This window comes from Mycolicibacterium sp. MU0050, from assembly GCF_963378085.1.
GTDB classification, from domain to species: domain Bacteria; phylum Actinomycetota; class Actinomycetes; order Mycobacteriales; family Mycobacteriaceae; genus Mycobacterium; species Mycobacterium wendilense.
In genome coordinates this window covers 857,844-882,039 of record NZ_OY726395.1, presented here as the reverse complement: position 1 = coordinate 882,039, position 24,196 = coordinate 857,844, and the positions used below count along the sequence as shown (strand labels likewise).

Genomic DNA, 24,196 nt, shown 5'->3' with positions numbered 1-24,196 from the left:
GCCGGTCGCGTCGCACCCATCCGAGCGGGGCACGGCTCCGAATACCAGATGTGCACATCGACGACACCCGACGGTCCATCGCCGTCATCGGCAGCGGAGTAGCCGGTCTCACGGCCGCCTACACGCTGTCCCGGCGCGACCGCGTCACCCTGTTCGAGGCCGACACCCGGCTGGGCGGGCACGCCCACACCCACGTCGTGGACCGCGGTGACGGGGTCAGCGAGCGGGTCGACTCGGCGTTCCTGGTGCACAACACGCGCACCTACCCCACCCTGTGCCGCCTGTTCTACGAGCTGAACATCGCCACCCGCGACACCGACATGTCGATGTCGGTACGGGCCGACGCGACCGGCCTCGAGTACGCGGGCGCCCGCGGCTTCGGCGGGCTGTTCCCCACCCTGAGCAATCTGACCCGCCCGCGCTACCTCGCGATGCTGTTGGAGGTCAAGAAGTTTCACCGGCACGCCACCGCGCTGCTCGACAGCGACGCGTCGGGGCCCGATGAATCGCTGGGCACCTTCCTGACCCGGCACAACTTCTCGCCGTTCTTCGTCGAATACTTCATGACCCCGCTGGTGGCCGCCGTGTGGTCGTGTCCACCGGTCGCCGCGCTCGACTACCCGGCCCGCTACCTGTTCGTCTTCCTCCAGCACCACGGCATGCTGACGGTGTTCGGGTCGCCGACCTGGCGCACAATCGTCGGCGGTTCAGCCACCTACGTCGAGGCGATCGCGCAGCACCTCGACGAGATCCGCCTCGGCGCCGCGGTGCGCTCGCTGCGGCGCACGCCGACCGGGGTGCTGCTGCACACCGACCAACGCGGCCCCGAAGAGTTCGACGCGGTGGTCGTCGCGACCCACTCCGACCAGGCCCTGGCGCTGCTCGCCGAACCGACCGCCTACGAGCGCGCCGTCCTGGGCGCCATCGGCTACACCCCCAACCTGGCCCGCCTGCACACCGACGAATCGGTGCTGCCGCGGCGCCCGCGCGCACGCGCGTCGTGGAACTACCTGCTGACCGGCCGCACCGACGCGGTGGTGGTCACCTACGACGTCACCCACCTGATGCGCCTCGGCGGGCCCAAGCGCTTCCTGGTCACCCTCGGCGACCACGACCTGGTCGACCCCGCGCAGACGTTGGCCACCATGACCTACCACCATCCGCAGTACACGCTGGATTCGGTGGCCGCCCAAGCACGCCTGCCCGAACTCGACGACGACCGCGTGGTTTTCGCGGGCGCCTATCACGGCTGGGGCTTCCACGAGGACGGCGCGGCGGCGGGGGTGCGCGCCGCGCAACGGCTGCAGCAGGCGGCGGTGCGCCGATGAGCACCACCGCCATCTACCGCACCCGCATCACACATCTGCGGCGCGAGCCGGTCCGGCACCACTTCGAGCACCGCGGCTACAGCTGGTACATCGACGTCGATCAGCCGCCGCGGCTGCCGCTGCCGTTGCGCCCCTTCGCCCGGTTTCGTGCCGCCGACCATCTGCGGCCGCCCGCAGCCGGCCCGGACACCCTGCGCCGCCGAGTCGACTGCTTTCTGGCCGGGCACGGCATCGACCTGCGGGGCGGTCAGGTCACCGCGTTGCTGCAGGCCCGCGTCCTGGGCTTCGTCTTCAACCCGCTGAGCGTCTTCTGGTGCCACGACCGCAGCGGGCAACTGCGCGCGGTGATCGCCGAGGTGCACAACACCTACGGGCAGCGGCACGCCTACCTGCTGCCCGCCGACGGGCACACCCCGGTGCCCAAGCAGATGTACGTCTCGCCGTTCAACGGCACCGACGGCTACTACCTGGTGAGCGCGCCGCAGCCGGAAGAGTCCCTCAACATCCGGATCACCCTGCACCGGGCCGACCACCCCGCCTTCATCGCGACCATGCAGGGCCACCGTCACCCCGCTACCCCCGCGCGCGTCGCCTGGCTCCAGCTGGTGGCGCCGATGGCGCCGCTGTGGGTGGCGTGGGGAATTCGTGTCCAAGGCGTGCTGCTCTGGCTGCGCCGCGTCCCGATCCAGGAGCGTCCATGACCATCACCGCCCCCAGTCCCGGCCGAAGCCGTTGGCCCGACGTCGATTCCGTTCCCGGCGGGCCCGTCGCCGCGCTGTCCGCGCGGGCGGCCTCGGCCCTGCTGCGGCGGGCCGCGCGGAGCCTTCCGATGCGGCTGCACTATCCCGACGGGACGGTGGTCGGGGCGGCCGACCCGACGTTGCCCACCCTGGTCCTGCACCACCCCGACCGGCTGGCCCGCCGAGTCGGGCGGCACGGGCTGATCGGGTTCGGTGAGTCCTACATGGCCGGCGAATGGACCGCCGAGGACCTCGTCGGCGTGCTCACCACCCTCGCCGGTGCGTTGCCCGAGTTGGTCCCGGCGCCGCTGCAGTGGCTGCGGCCCATCGTGCTCGCCGGGCAACCTGATTCACACCGCAACACCCGCGCGCAGGCCCGTCGCAACATCTCCGCGCACTACGACTTGTCCAACGCGCTGTTCGCCGAGTTTCTCGACGAGACCATGACGTACTCGAGTGCCCTGTTCGACTCGCTGCCGGCCACGGCGGACGGATTGGCCGCCGCGCAACGACGGAAGATCGACCGACTCCTGGACAGCGCGGGCGTCACGGCGGGGTGCCGGGTGCTCGAGATCGGCACCGGGTGGGGCGAATTGGCGCTGCGGGCGGCGGCGCGGGGAGCCCACGTGACCACCGTGACGCTGTCCGCCGAACAGCAACAACTGGCGCGACAGCGCGTGGCCGCCGCCGGCTTGACCGACCGCGTCGAGGTTCAGCTGCTCGATTACCGTGATGTCACAGGACGATTCGACGCGGTGGTGTCGGTGGAGATGGTGGAGGCCATCGGCTATCGCAACTGGCCGGACTACTTCCAGGCCCTGGATCGGCTGGTGGCCCCTGGCGGCCGAGTGGCCATCCAGACCATCACCATGCCGCACGACCGGATGTTGGCCAGCCGCAACACCTACACCTGGATCCAGAAGTACATCTTCCCTGGCGGCCTGCTGCCGTCCCCCGAGGCCATCTTCGACATCACCGAACGGCGCACCGGGTTGCGCACCGTCGACATGTTCTCGCTGCGACCGCACTACGCCGAGACGCTGCGGTTGTGGCGGGAGAACTTCATGCGGCGACGAAATGCGGTGTCGGCTCTGGGTTTCGATGGAACATTCCAACGCATGTGGGAGCTCTACCTGGCCTACTCGGAGGCCGGGTTCCGCTCCGGGTATCTCGATGTCTATCAGTGGACGTTTGCGCGCAGTGGAGGTAACCGGTGAATTTCCTTGTCGTATCCGCGGTGTCGTTGGCCGTCATCGTTGTGCTGTTCGGGACCGCGTTCCTGATCGGTCGTCGCATCGGGCGATACAACGTCGTCGACGTGGCCTGGGGCCTCGGGTTCGTCGCCGTCGCCACCGTCGCGGCGATCCTGGGTGACGGCGATATCACCCGTCGGGTCCTGCTGCTGGTTCTGGTCGCGGTGTGGGGGCTGCGGCTGGCGCTGCACATCCAGAGCAAGACCGTCGGCAAGGGTGAGGACCCCCGCTACCGCGACCTGTTGGGCGGCGACCATTCCGTCACGCACGTCCTGCGCAAGGTCTTCGTCATCCAGGGCGCCTCGGTGTGGTTCGTGTCGCTGCCGTTGCAACTGTCCGCCACCACCGGCGCGACTCCGCCGGCGCTGTGGCCGGTGCTGGCCGTCGGGATCGTGCTGTGGGCGCTCGGCCTGTTCTTCGAGGCCGTCGGGGACCACCAGCTGAAGCGGTTCAAGGCCGATCCGGCCAACAGGGGGCGAATCATGGACCGCGGACTGTGGTCCTGGACCCGGCACCCGAACTATTTCGGCGATGCCTGCCTGTGGTGGGGGCTGTGGCTGGTGACCATCAACGGCCCGCTGGCGCTTGCCACGGTGGCCTCACCGGCGGCGATGACCTACTTCCTGGTGTACGCCACCGGAGCCAGACTGGCTGAGAAGTACATGGCCGAACGCCCCGGATACCGTGAATACTCCTCTCGGACAGCGTTTTTCATTCCTCGACCCCCGAAGCGCGGATAATTTGCCATGATTGCCGCCCCGCCAGCTAGGCTCGCATCCGTGGCCGACGACCTCGACGTTGTGTTGCGCCGGGTCGCGCGGCGCGACCCGGATGCATTTGCGGAGTTCTATGACCTGACCCGCGCCCGGGTGTTCGGGCTCGTCTCGCGGGTCCTACGCGACCCCGGCTACAGCGAGGAGACCACCCAGGAGGTCTACCTGCAGGTGTGGCGGTCCGCCGACAGCTACGACCCGGCCTCCGGCTCCGCGTTGGCGTGGCTGATGACCCTGGCCCACCGCCGGGCCGTCGACCGGGTCCGCAGCGAGGAGGCCGCCAGCCGACGGAATTCCCAGTACGGTGCGGCGTCCGTCGAGCCGGCGATCGACCAGGTCAGCGAGTCGGTACTGGTGCGCGACGAGCGCCGACAGGTCACCCAGTGTCTGGACGGCCTGACCGATCTGCAGCGCCAATGCGTGCAGATGGCCTATTACGACGGCCTGACCTACGTGCAGGTGTCCGAGCAGCTGTCGGCCAACCTGGCCACCGTCAAGTCACGGATGCGCGACGCCCTGCGCAACCTGCGCAATTGCCTGGGGATGCGGTGAGATGAGCGCTCCGAATCCCCCCGGTGATCTGCTGGACCTCGCCGCGCCGTACGCACTGAACGCGCTGGATCGGGCCGAACGCGACGAACTGGAGACGCGGCTGGCCGGCGCCGCGGAGGCCGATGCGTTCTTCGACGAGGTCCGCGCCGTCCGCGAGACCATGGCCACCGTCGCGGCCGCCACCGCGCTGGAACCGCCGCCCGAGTTGCGCGGGCGGATCCTGGCCGCGGTCGCCGCGGACAAGGTGCGCCCGCTGCGATCACCGCGCCGGTGGCGGTCCGCGGCTCTGGCGGCCGCGGCGGCGGTGGTGATCGGGCTGGGCGCGGTGGGCATCGGCCTGTCGATGCGCCCGGCGGCCGAGCCGTCGACCGCGGAGCTGATCTTCGCGGCGCCGGACGTGCGGACGGTGTCGGGGCCGATCCCCACCGGCGGCACGGCGACCTTCGTGTACTCCCACGAGCGCGACGCCGGGGTGTTGGTGATGAACAACGTCGCCCCGCCCGCCGAGGGCACCGTCTATCAGATGTGGCTCGTGGACGCCGAGCGCGCGACGTCGGCGGGCACCATGGACGCCGCCACCGTCTCACCGTCGACGACGGCGGTGGTGCCCGCGTTGGGTGACTCCACCACCCTGGCCTTCACCGTCGAGCCCGGCGCGGGCTCCGAGCAACCGACCGGCGCGGTCTTCGCCGAATTACCCCTGGGTTAGCCGCCCCGGCGCGTGGCATCATGCGGTGATGACCGCCGACTTCCGCTTCGCCGTGGGGATCAACACCGTGCGTTCCCGTGCTTCTCTGCAGGAAACCGCTTGGCGGTGCGAGGATTCCGGGTTCGACGTGCTCAACATTCCGGATCATCTCGGCGCACCCGCCCCGTTCCCGGTGCTGGCGGCGGTGGCGCAGTCGACGTCGAAGATCCGGGTCGGCACGTACGTGATGAACGCGGCCTTCTACAGTCCGGCCCTGCTGGCGCGCGACGCCGCCGAGGTGCACACCCTGAGCGACGGCCGCCTCGACCTGGGCCTGGGCGCGGGGTATGTGCGGGAGGAGTTCGAGGCCGCCGAGATTCCCTTCCCCTCTGCCGGGGAGCGGGTGGCCCACCTCGAGCACGTCGCAAAGCACCTGCGCCGCCACCATCCGGAGATTCCGCTGCTGATCGCCGGCAACGGCGACCGGGTCCTGACCGTCGCCGCCCGGTACGCCGACATCGTGGGGCTGACCGGCACCGACCGCGTCGAGTTCGTCCGCGCCCGTGCCGAGGGCCGCCCGGTGGTGTTGGACCTGGCGATCACCGCGGCGCCGGCCGGGGACTCGGGACTGCCCGACCTGACCCTGCCGCGCCGCTACGCGCCGGGGCTGTCCGACGAGGAGATCCTGGCCCTGCCCGGGGTGTTGTCCGGGACGCCCCGTGACTCCGCCGACCGGTTGCGCGCGTTGCGCGACGACTTCGGGGTGACGTCATTCTCGGTGCAGTACAAGGATTCGGCCTACTTCGCGAAGGTGATCGCCGAAATTCGGTGACCGGAGGGGCCGCGTTCGGCAGTTAGATTATCGAAATGACGAACCAACCGGCCGAGTTCGTGCGCCTCACCGTGGACCGGTCCTCCGTCGCGATGGGCGACGACACCGAATCGCACGTCCAGTTCTGGGCGATGCCCGCCGCCGCGACAGTCGATGACCTGCTGGTCTCGCTGGCCGAAGGATTCCTGCCACCGATGGGTACCTGGCAGGTCCACCTGGAACCCGACGATCCGTCTCGTCGGCGCGCCGTGGGCCTGATCTGGCCGCGCTCACCCGAGCGCGGCGGAACGCAACTGTGCCGCACCGCTTATCGGCCGGCCGCGCTGGGGCAGTTGGCCCGCGACTCGGAGTTGTCGGTCCGCGCGGAGTATCTGTCCGACGGGGCCGCGCAGCCGGCCCCGATCAGCGCCGTCGTCGCACGAGCCGGCTACACCGGGGCCCGGCCCACGGTGTTGGGCACCCAGGCCCGCGCGGACGCCCTGATCGACCGTCGGGAGTACGCGGCCATCCGGGCCCAGGCCAAGGATGTCGCCGGTGTGCGTCGAGCCTGGATCCGCGACCATCTGCTGTCCCGGGCCTCCCCGCCGCCGGGTGCCGAAGCATTCGTCGCGCAGCACTTCCACGCCCTGGGCACACTGCTGTGCAACGCGAGCATGGCCATCGCCGGTGAACTACTGGGGCTCGAGGGCGAGATCGACGGCGCCGCGGCCGTGCGGCGGACGGGCCGCCCGGCCATCGCCACGCTGGCCATGGTGATCGCGGCCTTTGAATGGGGCCTCGACCGAGACGGTCACTGGCCGAGTTCGGACCGCGCGCACCTGAGCGCCTACCTGGACTTTCTGCAGGCCTGCGGGTACCGGCTCTCCGAGGTCGAGCAGCTCATCGCGGACCGGGCCCGGTCTCCCGAACAGCTCACCGCGGAGCAGGCGCGGGTGCGCGAACTGCGCAATGCCGAGTACAACCTGACGCGCAACCACACCTTCGGGTTGATGGACCACCAGGTCTACACGCAGCTGTTGGCGCCCGTCGTCAACGAACTGACCGGGCTGGGTGAGCGGCCCGAGCCCCGGACCTGCGAGCCGGACTGCGCGCTGGGCCGCAGGTGAGTCAGCGCTCGTGCAGGGGCGTGCTCAGTTGGGCGCGGACCTGCCGGGTCAAGTCGTCGGCAAGCACCTCGTCGGCGCCGGCCTCGAGCCCGTCGAGCACCTGGCGCACCACGTCGGCCGGCGGGGTCTTCGGGGCGTCCGAGAACGCGCCCATGTCGGTGTCGACGAGTCCGACATAGACCCCGACCACCTGCACCCCGCGCGGTGCCAGCTCGATGCGCATGGAGTCCGTCGCGCTCCACAGCGCGGCCTTGGAGACGCTGTAGGTGCCGCCGATGGGCAGCCAGGCCAGCACCGAGGCCACGTTGACGATGGCGCCCGACCGTTGCGCGATCCGGTCGGCGAACGCCGAGGCCAGGGCCAACGGGCCGAACAGGTTGGTCTCCAACTCGTCGCGCAGGTCGGTGGTGTCCGGGACCAGCACGGACACCCCGCGGGAGATGCCGGCGTTGTTGATCAGCACGCTGACGTCGGTGGCCGTCTCGGCGGCCGCGGCCACCGAGTCCGCATCGCTGACGTCGAGCCGCAACGGGACGACCCGAGGGTCTGTGACTTCGACCGAGTCCGGGTTGCGGGCGGCGGCGTACACCTTCGCGACCCCGCGGCCCAGCAGCTGGTCGACGTATTCGCGGCCCATCCCGCGGTTGGCCCCGGTCACGAGCACGGCTTGATCGGCGAGAGCGGTCATAACGCTCGACCATAATCCCGGTGGCCGGCCGACGGATCCGGTTACGGCCGGTAGCGGTGGGAGGAGCAGCTGGGCGGTACGCTGTGCCCTGGCCAAGGGTGGGCATGCACGCTCCGCCGGTCGTTGCCCTCGTAGCTCAGGGGATAGAGCACGGCTCTCCTAAAGCCGGTGTCGCATGTTCGAATCATGCCGGGGGCACTTTGTGTTTTTGCGACCTCTCCACAACCTTTCTCCCCTCCCCAGCAAATTCCTCGACATCGCTTCCACGGGCGTGTAGAATCGAACACATGCTCGAATCGAGCTCAGCCGACGAGCTGATGGCGGTGGTCGAAGACACCCGCCACGCCGAATCGGCAACCCACGCCCGACGCGCCGCCGCCATCGCCGCACTGCTGTCGCAACGCACCGCCGAAGCCGAAGGCCACGACCAGACCGACCCCAGTTACGCCCTGATCACCGGATTCACCCGCACCTGCGCCGAAGTCGGCGCCGCAATGAACACCACCCCGTACCTGACCCGCCAACTCGTCGCCGTCGCCGAAGCCCTCGACACCCGCCTGCCCCGGATCGGCGCACTGCTGGCCGACGGAAAAATCAGCTGGTCCGATACGACCGCGATCATCACCCGCACCGACTACGTCCACGCCGAGCTGATGCCCGAAGTCGACGCCGCCCTGGCCGACAAGATCACCGGCTGGGACTGCTGGTCACGGCGCCGACTGATCAACACCATCGACACCGTGATCCGCAAAACCGACCCCGAAGCCGCCAAAGAACGCCGCACCACCGCCGACACCGACCGCCGCGTCACCCTGAGCACCCAACCCAACGGCATGGCCCGCATCGACGGAAAACTCACGGCCCCAGCCGCGGTGCTGTTCGACCAACGCCTCACCCAGATGGCCCGCGCAGTCTGCCCCGAAGATCCCCGCACCCTTGACCAACGCCGCGCCGACGCCATGGCCGCCCTCGGCGAAGGCCACACCACCCTGAGCTGCGCCTGCACCAACACCGACTGCCCCAACCGAACCCCCGAACCCGCCACCGGGCGAGTGGTCATCAACCTCATCGCCACCGCCGACACCCTCACCGGTACTTCCGAAGACCCCGGCTACCTCGACGGCTACGGCGTCATCGACGCCGACCAAGTCCGCGAACTCGCCGACGCCGGCGCCCTGCTACGTCCCACCGCCAAACCCGTCCCCCAAGCCGAGGAACTACTGCGCCACCAACCCAGCGCCGCCGCCACCCGCTGGGTACGGTGCCGCAGCCTCACCTGTAGCTTCCCGGGCTGCAACCGCTCGGCCTGGCGCCGACCTCGACCACGCCGTGCCGTTCGACCACCGCCATCCCTTCCGGGGCGGCTGGACGATGACCGGAAACCTCGACCCTAAATGCCGAGAACACCACCGGCTGAAGACTTTTCACTCCGGCCCAGGCGGCTGGCGGGACAAACAACTGCACGACGGCACCGTCGAGTGGACCTCACCAACCGGGCGGATCTACCGCAGCACCCCCGACGGCGCCGAACTGTTCGACGACATCGCCGCATGCGGCACCCCGGCCCCGCTGCCGCGCAACCACCACGCCGAAAAAACCCGCCGCACCATCCACGCCCGCAACGGCCTGGCCGCCAAACGCGCCGCCAACACCGAAACTCAACACCTCAACCGCGCCCGCGCCCAAGAAATCGACCTCCGCCAATGGCGCAACGAAGTCCGCCGCAAACTGCACCTCTTCAAAGGCACCCCCAGCACCAGCCCCTTCTGCAGCTGGGTCAACGACCCACCCGAAAGCGAAACCATCACCGCCGACTGGCGACCACCACCCGAAGAACCCACCCCCGACCACGACGAACCACCCTTCTGAACCACCCGTCGTTAGCGCAGCCCGTACTCAGAGCGGGCGCCAGGCCCGCCGAGCGCGCTCGATGATGTCGTGGCCCGACTGGGGGCCGGAGGTGCCGGATTCGTATGGATCGGGTCGGCCGACGGCGGCCCAATGTGAAATCAACGGATCGACTATCGCCCATGAAGCTTCGATCTCAGCCTGTGTCGGAAACAGGGATGCGTCTCCGCGCAATACATCCAGGATCAGCCGCTCGTACGCCTCGATGGGCTGTTCGCGAAACGTCGTCGCGTACGACAAGTCCAGATCGGCATACTTCACATTCATCCCGTGCCCCGGCACCTTGGTGCCGATCCGCAAGGAGATGCCGACCTCGGGTTGCACGCGAATCAGTAAGGTGTTCTGCGTCGACGGAACAACCCGTGTGCCGAAATGATCGCGAGGCCGAAAGGCTATGGCGATCTCGGTGTTGCTCTGAGCGAGGCGCTTTCCCGAGCGGATGAAGAACGGAACCCCCGCCCAGCGGCGGTTCGCCACTTCCAACGTCATGGCGGCGTAGGTTTCTGTGGTCGACGCGGCATCGAACCCCTCCTCTTCAAGGAATCCCGGAACACGCTCAGCGCCCCGGCTCGATGCAACGTATTGACCGCGCGCAGCAGTCTGCTCGTATGGCTCCAATAGTCTTGCAGCGGTGAGAACCTTGATCTTCTCCGCAGCTAGATCGCTCGCGGACAAGGTGGCGGGTTCGTCCATCGCAATGAGCGCCAGCAGTTGAAGCAGGTGGTTTTGGACCACGTCGCGAACGGCGCCGACGCCGTCGTAGTATCCAGCGCGCCCTGTCAACCCGATGTCTTCGGCCATGGTGATCTGCACATGGTCGATGTGGCCGCTGTTCCACAGCGGCTCAAACAGGCCATTCGCAAAACGCAATGTCAGAATGTTTTGGACCATCTCCTTGCCGAGGTAGTGATCGACTCGGAACACTGAATCTCCGAAGATCGTCTCGACGGCTGCCCCCAGGACCCGCGACGTGTAAAGGTCTCGGCCGAACGGCTTTTCGAGAACAACCCGTCGCCAGCCACTCGAGTGCGTATGCAGATTGGCCGTTCGGAGTTGATTGCACACCTGGATGAAGTGGTCAGGTGAGACGGACATGTAGAACACGGCATTCCCGGTCCCGTCGATGGTGTCTTCGCTTCGTGCCAATTCTCTGCCGAGAGCTTCGAATGCGACGACATCGTCGAATGTCCCTGTGACGTATCGAAACTTCTCGGCGATTCGGTCCCAGACGCGTTCATCGAAAGTCGTCCGAGCTCCGGTCTGCATTGCCTCGCGGATCATCGGCAGCACTCCTGCTCGCTGCCGGCGGCCGAAGCCGAGCAGTGCAAACTCCGGCGGAAGTAGACCGGAAGCAGTGAGGTCGTATATCGCCGGCAGGAGCTTCCTGCGTGACAGGTCGCCGGTAATACCGAAGATCACCATCGATGATGGAGGCACTGGTGCCGTAGCGAGTGTGCCTGCGCGCGTTCCTGGTCCGGCTAGGGTACTTACAGTCACGACAACCTCCGATGCACAATGAGCCACTACCTCGAGTCTGGTCCGCAACGCTGTTCGGCACACTAGGTCGGATGGCCGGGAAAGACTCGCCGAGCGGATAGGACTCAGCTAAATCGCGTGAAAAGACCTCCGGGATCGGTGTTCTACACACCGATCCCGGAGGTCTTCAGCTGCGCCAGGTCACAACTCGGAGCAGTTCGACGTGGCGGGGACCCCGTTGAAACGGTCTGCGAGCCACTGCATTCCCCGTTCACCGTCCACGAAGTAGGGCAGCAGGTGGTTGATCGACAGTTTATTCAGGAATGGTGGTTGCTCGTTAGTCCACAACTCCACATCCGCCCCCTTATTGCACCAGTCCACCGCAAGTTGATGCGACCCGGCCCAAGGACTGAACGAATCCCACCTGTTGGTTGAGATCATCACCGGTCCTCTGGGTTTCAGAGTCCCCAGGCGTTGGGCGTCGAGCAGGCCCTTCAGCGGGTCGGAGCCGACCAGCTCGTAGAGGTCGGTGTTGAACCAGAACTCCAGATGACGGAACGCATAGTTGGCGACAGACTGCAATGTGCAGATGCTGCGCGACCAAGTGACCATCTGCGTGCCCCGCGGTGTCAGCGTGCCGGCCAGCGCCTCGCCGGTTTCCGGGTAGGAAGCGACGATTCCGTTGAGCACGTAGCCGGTGGCGCCAGCGAGCAGGTTGCCGTCGATGTACGGCAGCAGCGCGGCGACGTCCGCGGGCGGTGCGCCGCTCCACGTGCCGACGACGCTGAGTTCCGGTGCGTATGTGGATGCCAGTTCCGCCGCAGATGCTGACGCCTGCCCACCGGACGACCATCCCCAAAACGCCACTGGCCCATCGGACTCCAGTGATGTATCCGGAAGTTTTTGCGCAGCGCGAGCCGCGTCGATAAGCGCGGTCCCGGCGGCGAGCCGGTTCAGGAACTGCGGGATGGCCCCCGGGATACCCAGTCCGACACCGTCGGTGACGACCACGGCGAAGCCTCGGGCGACCATGGTCGCGATGAACCCTTCCTCGTAGCCGAACATGAGGTCGAAGCCCTGCGAGAAGTGAATCCCCTGATTGAACATCCGGGAGGGCGCACATTGCTCGCCCAGCCCATAGGGGCCTGTTGCGAAGGCGATCAGCGGCCGAGGCCCGTCACTGGGCCACGGATTGTCGGGTTCGAAATAGGTACCCGTCACCGCCACGGGATTTCCCCGCGCATCCGTACTGCTGTACATGATTCGGGTACCGGTGGCGACGTACGCACCCAACTGGCCGGACGGCTCGAGCACCAGCCGCGAGGGCTCAGACCGGATGAGAGCTCCGGGCTGTGCGGTCGGTAACTGAGCGGGCGGGGTGTAAAACTCTTGGTAATGGCTTTCATAGGCGTGCGCTGTGGGGACGATGGTCGGCAGCGTCGGAAGCACAACGGCGGCGATCGCTCCGACAGCCAAGGCCCTCAGGATAATCCGTCCGCGTCGAAACTTCGGGATCGGGACGCGGTGTGCAGGTATCTGGCTCTTGGGCGGTGTCATGTTGATCGTTGGGGGCTGATGCATCCTCGGTACCTGTCGAGTTGATGTTGGTGCACTGTTATGTGATCGGGATCAGAGCGGGCAGGTTTGGTGCTTGCCACAAGGTATTGCTCGGTATATCGGGGAGCTACTCGCTTTACGCGGCGACTGTCCCGAATGCGCGATGTGATGTGGCGCGCAACCCTGTTGGGGTTGACCTAGAGGGTGGTGGCGATCCAGTCAGCGAGTTGATTGAGGGTGCGCACCTCGACCATGTCGGTGCAGACCGCCCCGTAGCCCGCCGCGCTGCTGTCGCCGACGCCCCACTGCTCGCGCGGTTCGGGATTGAGCCAGTAGATCTTGTTGGCGCGCCGGCCCAATTCACGCAACGCCTCCAGACCCGTGCCCTGCCCCCGAGTCCGGGCGTCGCCGAAAATGACGAGGGTGGCCTTCATGTCGACGTGCAGCGACGGGGAGTCGAGGAAGGACTGCAGGGCCGTACCGTAGTTGGTGTGCCCATCGCCGGTGACGACTCCCGGCTGGAGCAACAAGGTCTGCGGGCTCACCAGTGAGTTGGACGCGGTCATCAGGTGCGTGACGTCTGCGCTGCCGTCAACGAAGGCATACGCCCTGATGTGCGCCATCTGGCTGGCAAGTTCACCGAGGAGCGCCAGCGAGAACCGGGTGTAGTCAGCCATCGATCCACTGACGTCGCACAGCACGACCAGCTGTGGTCGATGTCGGCGCCGCCGGCGCAATATCGGGTCGAGCGGGATCCCTCCGGTCGCCAAGGCACGGCGTTGGGTACGGCGCACATCGAGGCGCCCGCTGACCGCATTGGTGCGTTGCGCGCTCAGTCGGGTGGCCAATCGCCGGGCGAGTGCGTGAACGCAGTCGCGTAGCGCTACCTGTTCAGCCGCACTGAGGTGCATCAGGTCGGCATCGAGCACGCCATCGTCGACGGCGTCGTTGCACCCCTGTGCGCGAAGGCCGTTCGACACTCCGTCCTCGAACGCCCCGAGCGCCTGTCGCCACAGTTCGGCGGAGTCGCTGTCGAAGCCGTCTGCCTGCTTCATCGCGCGACGCAGGACCTGCGACAGTTCCATGGCCCGCAATGCCTGTTGGGTGGCACGGGTGAGGGAGGCCGGTTGGTCGCCGTGGTCGGCGGCGACCAGGCCCGAGGCCTGGCCCCCGAGTTCCGCCGCTGCGGCGCGGTCCCCCGACACGACCGCGTCGACGAGCCGATCGCGCAGTTGTTCCGGCGTGGCCTGCGGAGCTCCAGTGGCAACCATGGCGGGAAACAGCCTGTCCACCAGCGCATCCAAGACCGGCCCATCGGCTGCGGAGCCACTCAGCGTGAGCCGTACGACGCGTTGCAGAGCCGACCGCTCGAGGACGTCGACCACACCGATCGCCGCGATCAGATCGACGGTCTTGGCGGGTGAGACGGCCACACCGCGCGCGCGTGCGAGCGCGGCCAGTTCGATCAGCCGGGAAAGGAGTACGTCAGCCGGCTCGGCTAACGGCGCCATATACAATCCTTCGCTAGACGGAATAGTATTCGCAAAGTGAAAGACCCGATGATGGTAATGGACAACCTGCTTGCCGTGTCCGTGTGGGCGGATCTGCGCCGCGGAGTGGATCAACTGTCGTTACTGACCTCGATCGGCGCGCGTGTCGGTCTGGAGTCGATCCTGTTCGCCGAGGACGGCCCGCTGGCACCCACGTCAGCCGATGCCGCCCGACTCGGCGAGGAGTTCGGATCACCGCTGCCCGTCGTACGTCGCAGTTGGCGCTCGGGCGAATCCCCGACATCGGCCGACCACTTACCTGCCTGGGCCGGCCGCGACTTGTTCGCAGCCGTCGCAGGGCGACAGTACCGATCCGTCGACGTCGCAGTAAGTGTCGGACGCACCGATGCCGAGGCCAAGGCCAGGGCCGCGGGCGATCCGCTCTTTCAAGACCTGGCCGGGGACCTCGACGACGCGCTGGTCGGCCGGCTGGAAGACGTCCAGGAGAAGGTAGCCCGGCTGGCCGCCGGCGGCATCCGCCAGCTGTGCTGCATCCTCCCGCAAGGAGATCTCGTCGATCACTTGGCGCAACTCTCTTCAATCGCGGTGGGAACACTGGAAACTCACTATCCAGGCAGTCCGCGGTCGGCAGATCCACTGCCGCCGGCAGGTTGGGGCGGCCCGGCACAATCCTGAGTCAGCGGTACCCTGCAGACACCGAAGAGATCGGGGATGGATTGTGACGATTGTGGATCCCACACTGGATTCGGAGCTGCCCGGAGGCCCCGAGACCGGTGCGTCCGCCGAATACGTGCGGGCGTTGGACCGTGGCCTGTCGGTGCTGCACGCATTCGGACCGGACACCTCGGCGCTGACCCTGGCGGAGGTGGCGAAGACCGTCGAGCTGTCACCGGCGACCACCCGCCGACTGCTCATGACGTTGCACGCGCTCGGATACGTCCGCACCGACGGGCGGACCTGGTCGTTGGCGCCCAGGGTCCTGGAGTTCGGCCACGCGTACCTCGCGACGAATCGCACCTGGGACATCGTCCGGACACGGCTGGAGGACTTGGCCCGCGAGGTTGGAGAATCGACATCCGCGGGTGTGCTCGACAACGACGACGTGCTGTACACCGTTCGGGTGCCGTACCGGCGCATTATGTCGATGGACATCGAGGTAGGCACGCGGATCCCCGCGTTCGCGTCGTCGATGGGGCGGGTGCTGCTCGCCGCGCAGAGCGGGGTCGACTTCGCCGGCCTGCTATCACGCGCACCCGCCGATCGCACCCTGTACACCGTAAAATCCGTCACGGCGCTCAAGCGAGCCGTGCAGCGAGCAGGCCGGGACGGATTCTGCCTCGTCGAACAGGAACTCGAAGCCGGCGTCCAATGCGTCGCGGCTCCTGTTCACGATCAGGGCCAGACCATCGCCGCCGTCGCGATCTCCGCCCACACCGGCCGAGTCTCCCCTGACGAGATGCGCGAGCGGATACTGCCGGCGCTGCTGGTGGCCGCCGCCGATATCAACCGTTCTCTGGCACTGCGCTTTTGAGCACCACCGGGCGGGCATCGGTCAACCTATCGACGCGGCCAGGGCGGCGTCGATATCGCTTCGACTCTTGAGCAGCACGGGTAAACCCCGGGCCAGGTTTCCCGCTACATCGTCGATTTCCAGCAACTGGAGACTGCGTGCCCAGTCGATCCCTTCGGCCACCGACGGCGGCTTCCCGAGGTCCAATTTGCGCAGCGCGGCCAGCACTCGAGCGACGTGCGAGGACAACGCTGCGCTCATGTCGGGGAGGTGCTGTCGGATGATCGCGGCCTCGGCCTCGGCATCGGGGTAGCCGATGTGCAGGAACAGACAGCGGCGTTTGAGCGCCTCCGAAAGTTCGCGAGTACCGTTGCTGGTCAAGAAGATCTGCGGTCGATGGCGGCCCACGATGGTTCCCAGTTCCGGAATCGTGGCTTGGTTCTCCGCAAGCACCTCGAAGAAGAGCGCCTCGGTTTCCGCCTCCACCCGGTCAACCTCGTCGATGAGGAGCACCGAGGGGACCGGCGACTGCAATGCCTGCAACAAGGGCCTCGCCAGTAGGAACTGTTCATCGAACAACTCGTCGTGGGCTTGGCTCCACGTCGACTGGCGTTGGTTATTGCCGGCCTGCAGCCGGAGCAACTGCTTACGATAGTCCCACTCGTACAGCGCTTTTGCCTCATCGAGACCCTCGTAGCACTGCAGTCGGAACAGCGGACGCCCACCGAGCTGAGCGACCGACTTGGCCAGCTGCGTTTTGCCGACCCCGGCCGGTCCTTCGACCAGGATGGCGCGACCCAGCCGGTCGGCCAGGAACACCGCTTCGCCGACCGCGGCGTCGGCGAGGTAGCCGTGCTGTCGCAGACCGTCCTGGACGTGGGCCGGACTGGCGAGTTGAGCGGTCACAGCAGGCGTTCCAGCACGAAGTCATGCTCGACGGAATACCCCTCGTCGGTTTCATGGCGAATGAAACGTTTGATCAGCGAATCCTTGACGCCGAAGACGACATCGGAGTCCAGGTGGTCGCTGGCGTCGTCGAACAAATGGGTTGTCACGGGCCGGTACCCGTCGGCGCGCACGATCGCATGGATGTGGGCTGCACGCCACTCGGAGCGCGACGTCGCTTTCAGCAGCGTGCCCACCGGCCCATCCGTCGGTACCGGATAGTCGACCGGACGCACCCCCACGAAGCAGTACCGTCCGGCGTCGTCGGTGGTGAACACACCGCGCAGATTGGCCGGCGGCGCGCTCGGATCCTGGGCCGCATAGAGCCGATCCGCGCCGTTCTGCCAGACATCGACTGTCGCACCGGCTATGGGGTCTCCGTCGAGGTCGAGGACCCGCCCGCTGTAACGGGTCGGTGTCCCGCTGGGTCGCTCGAAGATCGTGGCACCGGCCTGCCGGCGCGGACTGTGCTCCCGATAGAACGGACCCAGCACGGTCGACTCCGTCGACCGCCGGTCCCGATCGTCGATCTGCTCGACCAGCGAGGACAATCCCAGGACATCGGACAGCAGGATGAACTCTTGCCGGTCGGCGTTGCTCAGCTGCCCGGTGGCCGTGAGGAATTCGATCCCGACTTCCCATTCCTGCGGGGTGAGTTCGATTTCGATGGCGAATTGGTGGAGGTGCCGTGCGAGTGCGATCATCACCTCGCGCAGTCGCGGGTTGGGCGTCTGCTGCAACTGTGCGACCAGCCGATCGGTGATGTCGTGACTAGGTGGCACGACCCCTCCTGTCGGCGCCGGCGGCCGCGACAGGCCGGGATGCAGTCGGGCGATCGCCATGGAACAGCCTGTCGACCAACTCGGTGGCGTCCTCGAGTGTCAACGGCACCGGCGCGGCCGGGTTGGCATCCAGCAATGCCGTCACGATACCCGGAAGGTCGCCTTCGGTGATGCCGATCTCGGACAGCCCGGCCGGTGTGCCAACGCTGGCGCCGAGATCCCAGATCATGCCCGGCAATTCATTGACCACAGCCCCGAGTCGTGCTGCCAGCGGCCGCAATCGGAGCGACACGGCATCGAGTAGATAGGCCAGCGCCTGCGGCAGCACGGCCGCGTGAGTCTCGGCGTGCGGAAGTTCGTGCAGGCCGCCGAGGATGTGACAGATGGAATGGTGCAGCGACCCCCCGACGGTCCCCAGCACCGATCCAGCCAGACACGACGCCCACAAGATCTCCCCCCGCGCCGATCCCTGGGCCGCCTGCGCAGCCGCCCGCAGATGGTCGAACAACAACCCCGCGGCGTCCACCGCCATCAGCGTGCTCAGTGGGTCGGCTTTGGGCGCGTACAACGCCTCCACGCAATGCGCCAGCGCGTTCATGCCACTTGCCGCTACCACCGGCCCCGGCAACGGCACGAGCAGTAGGGGGTCGTAGATCACCGTCGCGGGTAGCACCTTGTTGTCGCGGGCCGTCGTCTTCTTCAACGCATCGGTCTGGCCCCAGATCGGCGTCATCTCCGATCCCGCGTAGGTGGTTGGTACGCACAGGATCCGGAGACCACTGCGGTACGCGACGGCCTTCGCCAGCCCCGTCGCACTGCCGCCGCCCACCGCGACCAAGAGATCTGCCTTCAGATCTGCCGCCCGCTGATGGCAACGGTCGGCCAACTCGGTGGGCACGTGCTGACGCACGTCGGTCCACTGGCCGGCCCAGCCCGGGTGCAGCGAGGTGACCAATTGGTTCAAATCGGTGGATGCGTTGGAGATGAGCAACGGAGCCACCGACCCGAGCAATCGGATCTCGCCGTAGAGCTCGCTCTCGAGTCTGTTACCACCGAAAACTATTCGGCTGGGCAGACTTTCGCGGATGAATCGGTTCATTGTCGTACTTCCTCACAGAGCTAACGGTCAGGCCTGGTCGCGCGGGTACCAGGGTGGGAGTCGCTCGGTATTGATCCAGATCGACTGTGCCTCGGTATATTCGTGCATAGCCTCGAATCCCATCTCTCGGCCGTAGCCCGATCCCCCGACGCCACCGAAGGGTGACCCGGGATTTACCCGTTTGTAGCTGTTGACCCACACCATTCCGGCTCGCAGCTGGTCGGAGAACCGATGCGCGCGGGCCAGGTCCGTGGTCCACAACCCGGCCCCGAGGCCGTATTGGGTGGCGTTGGCCTGGGTCAGCGCATCGTCATCGGTGGTGAATGTGCCGACCGTGACGAAGGGACCGAACACCTCCTCGAGGGTGACTCGCGTGCCGGTGGCCGCCGCCACGACGGTCGGTGCGACATAACAGCCCGCTGCGGGGGCCTCGTCCGGCACGGTGCCGCCGAGCAGGATCTGGCATCCTTCCGTTCGCGCCGTATCGACCCACTCCAGCACCCGCTGCTGGTGCAGGGAGCTGGTCAGTGGCCCCATCTCGGTTCCGGGGTCCTTGGGATCCCCGACCCGGATCGACGCCGCCAGCGCCAGAAACTTCTCCCGAAACTCGTCGGCAATCGATTCGTGCAGGAGCAGTCGGCTGCCGGCGATACAGGCTTGCCCCTGGTTGTGGAAGATGGCGAACGCCGAACCCTGGACGGCCTGGTCGATGTCGGCGTCGGCAAAGACGATGTTGGCTCCCTTGCCGCCGAGTTCGAGTTGGACCCGCTTCAGATTCCCGGCACTGGCATGCACCACGCCGCGGCCCACCTGCGTCGACCCGGTGAACGAGATCTTGTCGACGTCGGGGTGCTCGGCCAGGTGCTGACCCGCCGTGTCCCCGTAACCGGGAACGATGTTGACCACCCCCGGCGGAATCCCGACCTCGGCGATCAACTCGGCCAGCCGCAACGTCGACAGCGGAGTCAGTTCACTGGGCTTCATCACGGCGGTGTTGCCGGCCGCGAGCGCCGGGCCCAGCTTCCAACTGGTGAACATCAGCGGGAAGTTCCAGGGCACGATCGATCCGGCCACCCCCACCGGCTTGCGTTGGACGTAGTTGAGGAAGCCCCGCTCCACCGGCACCACGCTGCCCTGATACTTGTCGGCGATGCCGCCGAAATACCGGAAGGTCGCCGCGGTTCTCGGCACGTCCAGGCGGGTCGTGTCCCTGATCGGGTGCCCGGTGTCGCGGGTTTCGAGCAGGGCCAGTTCGTCCCCGCTCGCCTCGATCGCGTCCGCCAGCCGCAACAGCAGCCGACCGCGGTCCGCGGCGGGCGTCGCCGCCCAATCTGTGGCCGCCTTGCGCGCCGCCGCCACGGCCCGGTCGATGTCCTCGCCGCGCCCTTCGGCGATGTCGGTCAGTTTCGACCCGTCGTGCGGGTCGTGGACCGCCACCGTCCCGCCGGCGAGCGCGTCGACGAACTCGCCGTCGATGAAGAGCTGGTTGGGGGTGTTCATCCGGCGAACTCCACCGGTTGCGGCGAGATCTTGCCCTCGGCAATGAGTTCGGGGATCAGACTGCTGTTGTTCTCCCAGACCAGCAGCATCGAGCGCTTGGGCGAATAGCCCTGGTGCCGGATGTCGGCCGGCATGGCCGCCACGTCGCCGGGCTTCATCACCACCGTTGCGCGCTTGCGCCCGGTATCGCGGTCCTCCACCTCCCACGTGATCTCGTCCGAGAGCTGGATGAACCACTCGGAGCGATCGTTGCCGTGGATGATCGGCAGGATGTACTCCTCGGTCGTCGGGCACATCAGCGACTCCCGGCACACCGACACCACGCTGGGATTCCAGGTGACGTCCGAGCGCGACAGGTAGGCCTTCAAACTGAATGCCGCGATGCGGTCCTCGTATCCCGGTTCCGGCTTGACCTGCGGCTCATCTTGCGGAACATCGAGGAACTGCCGGTTGATCGGGTACCCGGAGTCGTCGCTGCGCGGCTGCTCGTCGCCGGCCACGCCGACCATCCGCTGCGCGGTCACCCGCTCACGGCTCACCGCCTCGTGGTTGTCGCCCCGCTTGACGCCGAACGCGCTTCCGGTCTCCGCCGGCGACGCGAACGGGTCGAATCCGGCATTGGTCCAGTCCTTGATGATGTCGACGAAGACCTCCCGGATCACCGGTGTGTCCAGCGTTTCAACGTGATCGAGCTCGGCCTTCCGGTACGCATCGTTGTACCGGCCGGCGAAGACGTCGACGGTGCCGTAGTGGTTGGTGGTGCCGAACACACCGTCGAAGTTCACGATCCCGTAGAAGAAATCCCACGCGACGTCGCGTTGCAGCGCGCGCAGGAAGGAGTCGACACTCATCACGTGCTGGCCGGTCGGCCAGGTGATGTAGGCGAAGTACTCGTCGCGGCTGAGATGGAACGCCCCGAGCTCGAATTCGCGGTACCCGTGGGTGTTGGTCGGTCGGCTTCCCTCCGCCGGGCTCACGTCGGGTCTGATGGTGTCGGTGCTCATCGTCACGGCTCCTTAGTTGATGGTGGTCTGGCAGATCTCGGACCAGCGGTACACGGTGTCCGGCCCCTCGACCGTCTGCAGCAGCAGCACCGCCGGGCGGGGAGCCGAGTAGCGATACGCCGAGCCGGCGGGCAGGAGTGCCATGTGTCCCTGGTGGGCGATGACGGTGCCCATTTCGGGGCCGGACGGTTCGCCGGTCAGGGCAACGGACCCACCGTCGGGCAGGTTGTCGGGCGGTGTGTCCAGGTCGACGAATTCGAACGTGACCTCTCCGTCCATCACCAGCGCGAACTCGTCGTGCGCGCAGGTGCGCCAGGGCGAGGTGTTCTCGACACGGACGACCTCGAGCACGTATTCGAGGTTCTTGGCCACTGCGATCTTCTCGAACGGCTGGGCCCGCGACGCCACGTCGAACACGTTGGAGAAGGCGTAGTTGCGGGGATCATCGTCGACGATGACAACTTTGCCCGGATCGTAGGAATCCAGTGACCCGAACCGGGTGGTGTAGGTGGTCATATCCCGTTCTCCTAGTCTGTGTCAGCTCAGCGGACGGTCTTCGGGCACCGGGTTCTGAGTCGGATCCCATTGCACGAGTACGTGTTCCGGTCCTCGGAACGAGGTGTTCGGGGAATACGTGAACGTCTGACCGGGCTTGATCTGCAGATGCGGCAGCCGTCGGGTCAACTCCTCGATGATGACCCTCATCTCCAGTCGGGCCACCGGGGCGCCCAGGCAGGTGTGCGTGCCGATACCGAAGGACAGGTGTCGTGCCGCCCCCTCGCGACGGATGTCGAACTGCTTGCCGTCAGCGAACATCTCCTCGTCATGGTTTGCCGAGCCGAGGACCACCAGAACCTTGGAGCCCTCGGGGATTTCGACCCCACCCACGGTCACGGTCTTCAGCGCGAGCCGGCGCCAGGCGATGACGGACGAGCTGTAGCGAAGGATCTCCTCGACGGCATTGGGAATGAGGCTGGGGTCCTCGCAGATCGCCCGCCACTGGTCGGGATGCTCGAGCAGGGTCTTGATGCCGTTGGCCGAGGCGTTGGTTGTGGTTTCATGCGCCGCGAACAGGAAGTTCAGCATGAGGTTGTACATCGAGATCTCGTCGAACAGTTCCGGGTCTTCCTCGTTGGCACGGATGACCTCACTGACGAAGTCGGTGCCCATGTTCTGCCGCGTCCGCTCGACGTGCTGTTTGCAGAAATTCCAGTAGTCGCCGATCTCGTCGATCAGGGTGTTCTGCTCGGCCTCGTTGGGCCGCCCCCAGGTCAGCAACGTACGTCGGGTGGCGAACTGCTTGACCCGCTGGACGTCCTCGTCGGGAACGCCCATGAACAGGAACGCGACCAGCGCCGGCACCTCCCAGACCATGTCCTCGACGATGTCCGCGTTGCCGCGCCGGACGAATTCATCGATGTACCCGCTGACCAGAGCACGGATACGGGGTTCGAGCGCGGCCACCGACTCGGGCGTGAACATGCCGGAAAGCCGCCTCCGGCGCTTCATGTGTCCGGGCTCGTCCTCGTTCACCAGCGCAGGTCCGGGGACGTATCCGACCTCGATGATCTTCTGGATCGACGACTCGAACATCGGCGTGATGGGCTCGAGCGCGATTTCGGCCGAGAACGACTTGATGTCACGGAAGATCGCGCGTACATCTGCATAGCGAGTGACGACGAAGTAGTCCAACTCGGGACTGTAGAAGACCGGCTCCTCCCGCCGAGCCTGCGCCAGCGGCGTGTAGGGATCGGCCAGGTACGGATTGGTGAACGGGTTGAAGTCCGCGGCAAACTTCGACACGGGGCACTTCGATACGGTGCTTGTCATTCGTTTTCCTCTTTCTCTGGTTGGCGCTGGACAGGGGTCTGGGGACGTCAGAGGTCGATAGTGAGGTGGTCGCCCACAGCGCGGGAACAGCAGGGGGTGAACTCCGCGTTGGAGGCACGTTCTTCGTCGGTGAGAAAGACGTCGCGGTGCTCGGGCACCCCGTCGATGACACCGACGACACAGGATCCACACACGCCCGATTCGCAGGAGACCAGCACGTCGACGCCCTCTTCTTGCAGCACATCGACGACGGAGCGGCCCACCGGAATGGTGTAGGTGCCACCGGATTGGGCGAGGGTGACCTTGAACTCCCGTTCGCCGGTGGCGGTGTTCAGGTTGGCATTGGTGAACAGTTCCTTGCGCACGGCCGAGGGCGACAACAACGCCCGGCCGGCAGCGGCTTCCACGGCCGCGATGAACCCCTCCGGGCCGCACGTATACACCTGTGTGCCCGACGCCGCCGAGGCCAGCACCGTATCGAGCTCGAACGGCTGTACGAGCTCGCTACTCAGGTAGATCTGCGCCTGACCGGACCAGGGTGCGGTGTTGATCCGTTCGACGAACCCGGCGCGTTCCCGGCACCTCGACCGGTACACGAGCTCGAACGATCTGTCGGCCGAGTGCAGTTGCTCGGCCATGGAAAGCAGGGGTGTGATGCCGATCCCAGCGCCGATGAGCAGAACATGCTCCGCTTCAGGATCGACCCGGAAGTGGTTGCGCGGCACGCTGATCTGAACCTTGTGCCCTACCTCGAAGAGCTCGAACAGCGCGGTGGATCCGCCGCGGCCGGTGCGGTCGTTGAGCACACCGATCTCGTAGCGGTCGCGTTCGGCGGGGTTGTTGCACAGCGAGTACTGCCGGATGTACTGGGTACCGATGTGCACGTCGACGTGTGCGCCGGCCTCGAACGGCGGCAACGGGCCACCGTCGAGGGGACGTAGCTCGAACGAGCGGATGTCGTCGGCTTCGTGGGTGACCTGGGAAACGGTGACCCACAGTGTTTCTGAGGAGTTCATGTGCCATGCCTTTAACGATGCGCGAGGTGTGTGGATGACGTTATGGCTGGTCGACGTGGTGAACTACCCCGTTTGCGCGGCAACTGGTCAGATTGCGC

General features: G+C 66.7%; 22 protein-coding genes, 1 tRNA gene and 1 pseudogene. 12 read left to right on the top strand and 12 right to left on the bottom strand.

Annotation, left to right across the window (positions count from 1 at the left end; all coding sequences use genetic code 11):
• Positions 1-56 precede the first annotated feature (56 nt).
• The 8 genes from R2K23_RS04200 to R2K23_RS04165 are packed head-to-tail and all read left to right on the top strand — an operon-like array spanning position 57 to position 7,272.
• Positions 57-1,328, top strand: coding sequence for an NAD(P)/FAD-dependent oxidoreductase (locus R2K23_RS04200; RefSeq protein WP_316517045.1), 1,272 nt, complete (start codon positions 57-59; stop codon positions 1,326-1,328).
• Positions 1,325-2,029 carry a DUF1365 domain-containing protein gene (locus R2K23_RS04195; protein WP_316514528.1) on the top strand — a complete coding sequence of 235 codons (705 nt, stop codon included), beginning with the start codon at positions 1,325-1,327 and terminating at the stop codon, positions 2,027-2,029. The genes R2K23_RS04200 and R2K23_RS04195 overlap by 4 nt, the downstream gene beginning before the upstream one ends.
• A complete protein-coding gene (locus R2K23_RS04190; protein ID WP_316514526.1) occupies positions 2,026-3,285 on the top strand; it encodes a class I SAM-dependent methyltransferase in 1,260 nt (419 codons plus the stop codon). The genes R2K23_RS04195 and R2K23_RS04190 overlap by 4 nt, the downstream gene beginning before the upstream one ends.
• Positions 3,282-4,061: a DUF1295 domain-containing protein gene (locus R2K23_RS04185; protein WP_396893010.1), complete on the top strand. Its 780-nt coding sequence runs from the start codon at positions 3,282-3,284 to the stop codon at positions 4,059-4,061. Before R2K23_RS04190 ends, R2K23_RS04185 begins: the two co-directional genes overlap by 4 nt.
• 6 nt (positions 4,062-4,067) lie before the next feature.
• Positions 4,068-4,646, top strand: coding sequence for a sigma-70 family RNA polymerase sigma factor (locus R2K23_RS04180; RefSeq protein WP_316514524.1), 579 nt, complete (start codon positions 4,068-4,070; stop codon positions 4,644-4,646).
• 1 nt (position 4,647) lies between these two features.
• Positions 4,648-5,355, top strand: a complete 708-nt coding sequence (locus R2K23_RS04175) for an anti-sigma factor (RefSeq protein WP_316514522.1) — start codon at positions 4,648-4,650, stop codon at positions 5,353-5,355.
• A 28-nt stretch (positions 5,356-5,383) separates the two neighbouring features.
• Positions 5,384-6,166, top strand: a complete 783-nt coding sequence (locus tag R2K23_RS04170; RefSeq protein ID WP_316514520.1) for a TIGR03621 family F420-dependent LLM class oxidoreductase — start codon at positions 5,384-5,386, stop codon at positions 6,164-6,166.
• Positions 6,167-6,201: 35 nt separating this feature from the next.
• A complete protein-coding gene (locus R2K23_RS04165) occupies positions 6,202-7,272 on the top strand; it encodes a hypothetical protein (protein ID WP_316514518.1) in 1,071 nt (356 codons plus the stop codon).
• 1 nt (position 7,273) lies between these two features.
• On the opposite strand, the gene R2K23_RS04160 is transcribed toward R2K23_RS04165, so the two are convergent.
• Positions 7,274-7,960: an SDR family oxidoreductase gene (locus R2K23_RS04160; RefSeq protein WP_316514516.1), complete on the bottom strand. Its 687-nt coding sequence runs from the start codon at positions 7,958-7,960 to the stop codon at positions 7,274-7,276.
• A 125-nt stretch (positions 7,961-8,085) separates the two neighbouring features.
• On the opposite strand from R2K23_RS04160, the gene R2K23_RS04155 reads away from it, so the two are divergent.
• Positions 8,086-8,158 (top strand) — tRNA-Arg (locus R2K23_RS04155).
• Between the two features lie 89 nt (positions 8,159-8,247).
• Positions 8,248-9,829: pseudogene (locus R2K23_RS04150) on the top strand (HNH endonuclease signature motif containing protein).
• Positions 9,830-9,856: 27 nt separating this feature from the next.
• On the opposite strand, the gene zwf reads toward R2K23_RS04150, so the two are convergent.
• The 3 genes from zwf to R2K23_RS04135 all read right to left on the bottom strand — a co-directional run bounded on the left by zwf (position 9,857) and on the right by R2K23_RS04135 (position 14,412).
• Positions 9,857-11,290 (bottom strand): glucose-6-phosphate dehydrogenase, encoded by a 1,434-nt coding sequence (gene zwf, locus R2K23_RS04145; protein ID WP_316514515.1) that lies wholly within the window; start codon positions 11,288-11,290, stop codon positions 9,857-9,859.
• A gap of 255 nt (positions 11,291-11,545) precedes the next feature.
• Positions 11,546-12,829 (bottom strand): lipase family protein, encoded by a 1,284-nt coding sequence (locus R2K23_RS04140; protein ID WP_396893525.1) that lies wholly within the window; start codon positions 12,827-12,829, stop codon positions 11,546-11,548.
• 269 nt (positions 12,830-13,098) lie between these two features.
• Complete coding sequence (locus R2K23_RS04135) at positions 13,099-14,412, bottom strand: VWA domain-containing protein (RefSeq protein ID WP_316514511.1); 1,314 nt, start codon at positions 14,410-14,412, stop codon at positions 13,099-13,101.
• A gap of 36 nt (positions 14,413-14,448) precedes the next feature.
• Between R2K23_RS04135 and R2K23_RS04130 the strand changes: the two genes are divergently transcribed.
• A complete protein-coding gene (locus tag R2K23_RS04130; protein ID WP_316514509.1) occupies positions 14,449-15,087 on the top strand; it encodes a hypothetical protein in 639 nt (212 codons plus the stop codon).
• A gap of 43 nt (positions 15,088-15,130) precedes the next feature.
• Entirely contained in the window at positions 15,131-15,943 is an 813-nt protein-coding gene (locus R2K23_RS04125) for an IclR family transcriptional regulator domain-containing protein (RefSeq protein WP_316514507.1), read from the top strand.
• Between the two features lie 21 nt (positions 15,944-15,964).
• Here R2K23_RS04125 and R2K23_RS04120 read toward each other — a convergent pair whose 3' ends face one another.
• Genes R2K23_RS04120 through R2K23_RS04085 form a run of 8 tightly spaced genes read right to left on the bottom strand, consistent with a single transcriptional unit; the run spans position 15,965 to position 24,098 of the window.
• Positions 15,965-16,828 (bottom strand): AAA family ATPase, encoded by an 864-nt coding sequence (locus R2K23_RS04120; protein ID WP_316514505.1) that lies wholly within the window; start codon positions 16,826-16,828, stop codon positions 15,965-15,967.
• Positions 16,825-17,709 carry a dioxygenase family protein gene (locus R2K23_RS04115; RefSeq protein WP_316514503.1) on the bottom strand — a complete coding sequence of 295 codons (885 nt, stop codon included), beginning with the start codon at positions 17,707-17,709 and terminating at the stop codon, positions 16,825-16,827. The genes R2K23_RS04120 and R2K23_RS04115 overlap by 4 nt, the downstream gene beginning before the upstream one ends.
• Positions 17,639-18,748 (bottom strand): iron-containing alcohol dehydrogenase, encoded by a 1,110-nt coding sequence (locus R2K23_RS04110; protein ID WP_316514501.1) that lies wholly within the window; start codon positions 18,746-18,748, stop codon positions 17,639-17,641. Before R2K23_RS04110 ends, R2K23_RS04115 begins: the two co-directional genes overlap by 71 nt.
• 27 nt (positions 18,749-18,775) lie before the next feature.
• Positions 18,776-20,248 (bottom strand): aldehyde dehydrogenase family protein, encoded by a 1,473-nt coding sequence (locus tag R2K23_RS04105; protein ID WP_316514499.1) that lies wholly within the window; start codon positions 20,246-20,248, stop codon positions 18,776-18,778.
• The gene (locus R2K23_RS04100; protein WP_316514497.1) at positions 20,245-21,252 is read right to left on the bottom strand and encodes a hypothetical protein; all 1,008 of its coding nucleotides are present in this window, start codon (positions 21,250-21,252) and stop codon (positions 20,245-20,247) included. Before R2K23_RS04100 ends, R2K23_RS04105 begins: the two co-directional genes overlap by 4 nt.
• A gap of 12 nt (positions 21,253-21,264) precedes the next feature.
• Positions 21,265-21,768 carry a cupin domain-containing protein gene (locus tag R2K23_RS04095; RefSeq protein ID WP_316514496.1) on the bottom strand — a complete coding sequence of 168 codons (504 nt, stop codon included), beginning with the start codon at positions 21,766-21,768 and terminating at the stop codon, positions 21,265-21,267.
• A 21-nt stretch (positions 21,769-21,789) separates the two neighbouring features.
• Positions 21,790-23,082 (bottom strand): cytochrome P450, encoded by a 1,293-nt coding sequence (locus R2K23_RS04090; protein ID WP_316514495.1) that lies wholly within the window; start codon positions 23,080-23,082, stop codon positions 21,790-21,792.
• Between the two features lie 47 nt (positions 23,083-23,129).
• Entirely contained in the window at positions 23,130-24,098 is a 969-nt protein-coding gene (locus tag R2K23_RS04085) for a PDR/VanB family oxidoreductase (protein ID WP_316514493.1), read from the bottom strand.
• Positions 24,099-24,196 lie beyond the last annotated feature (98 nt).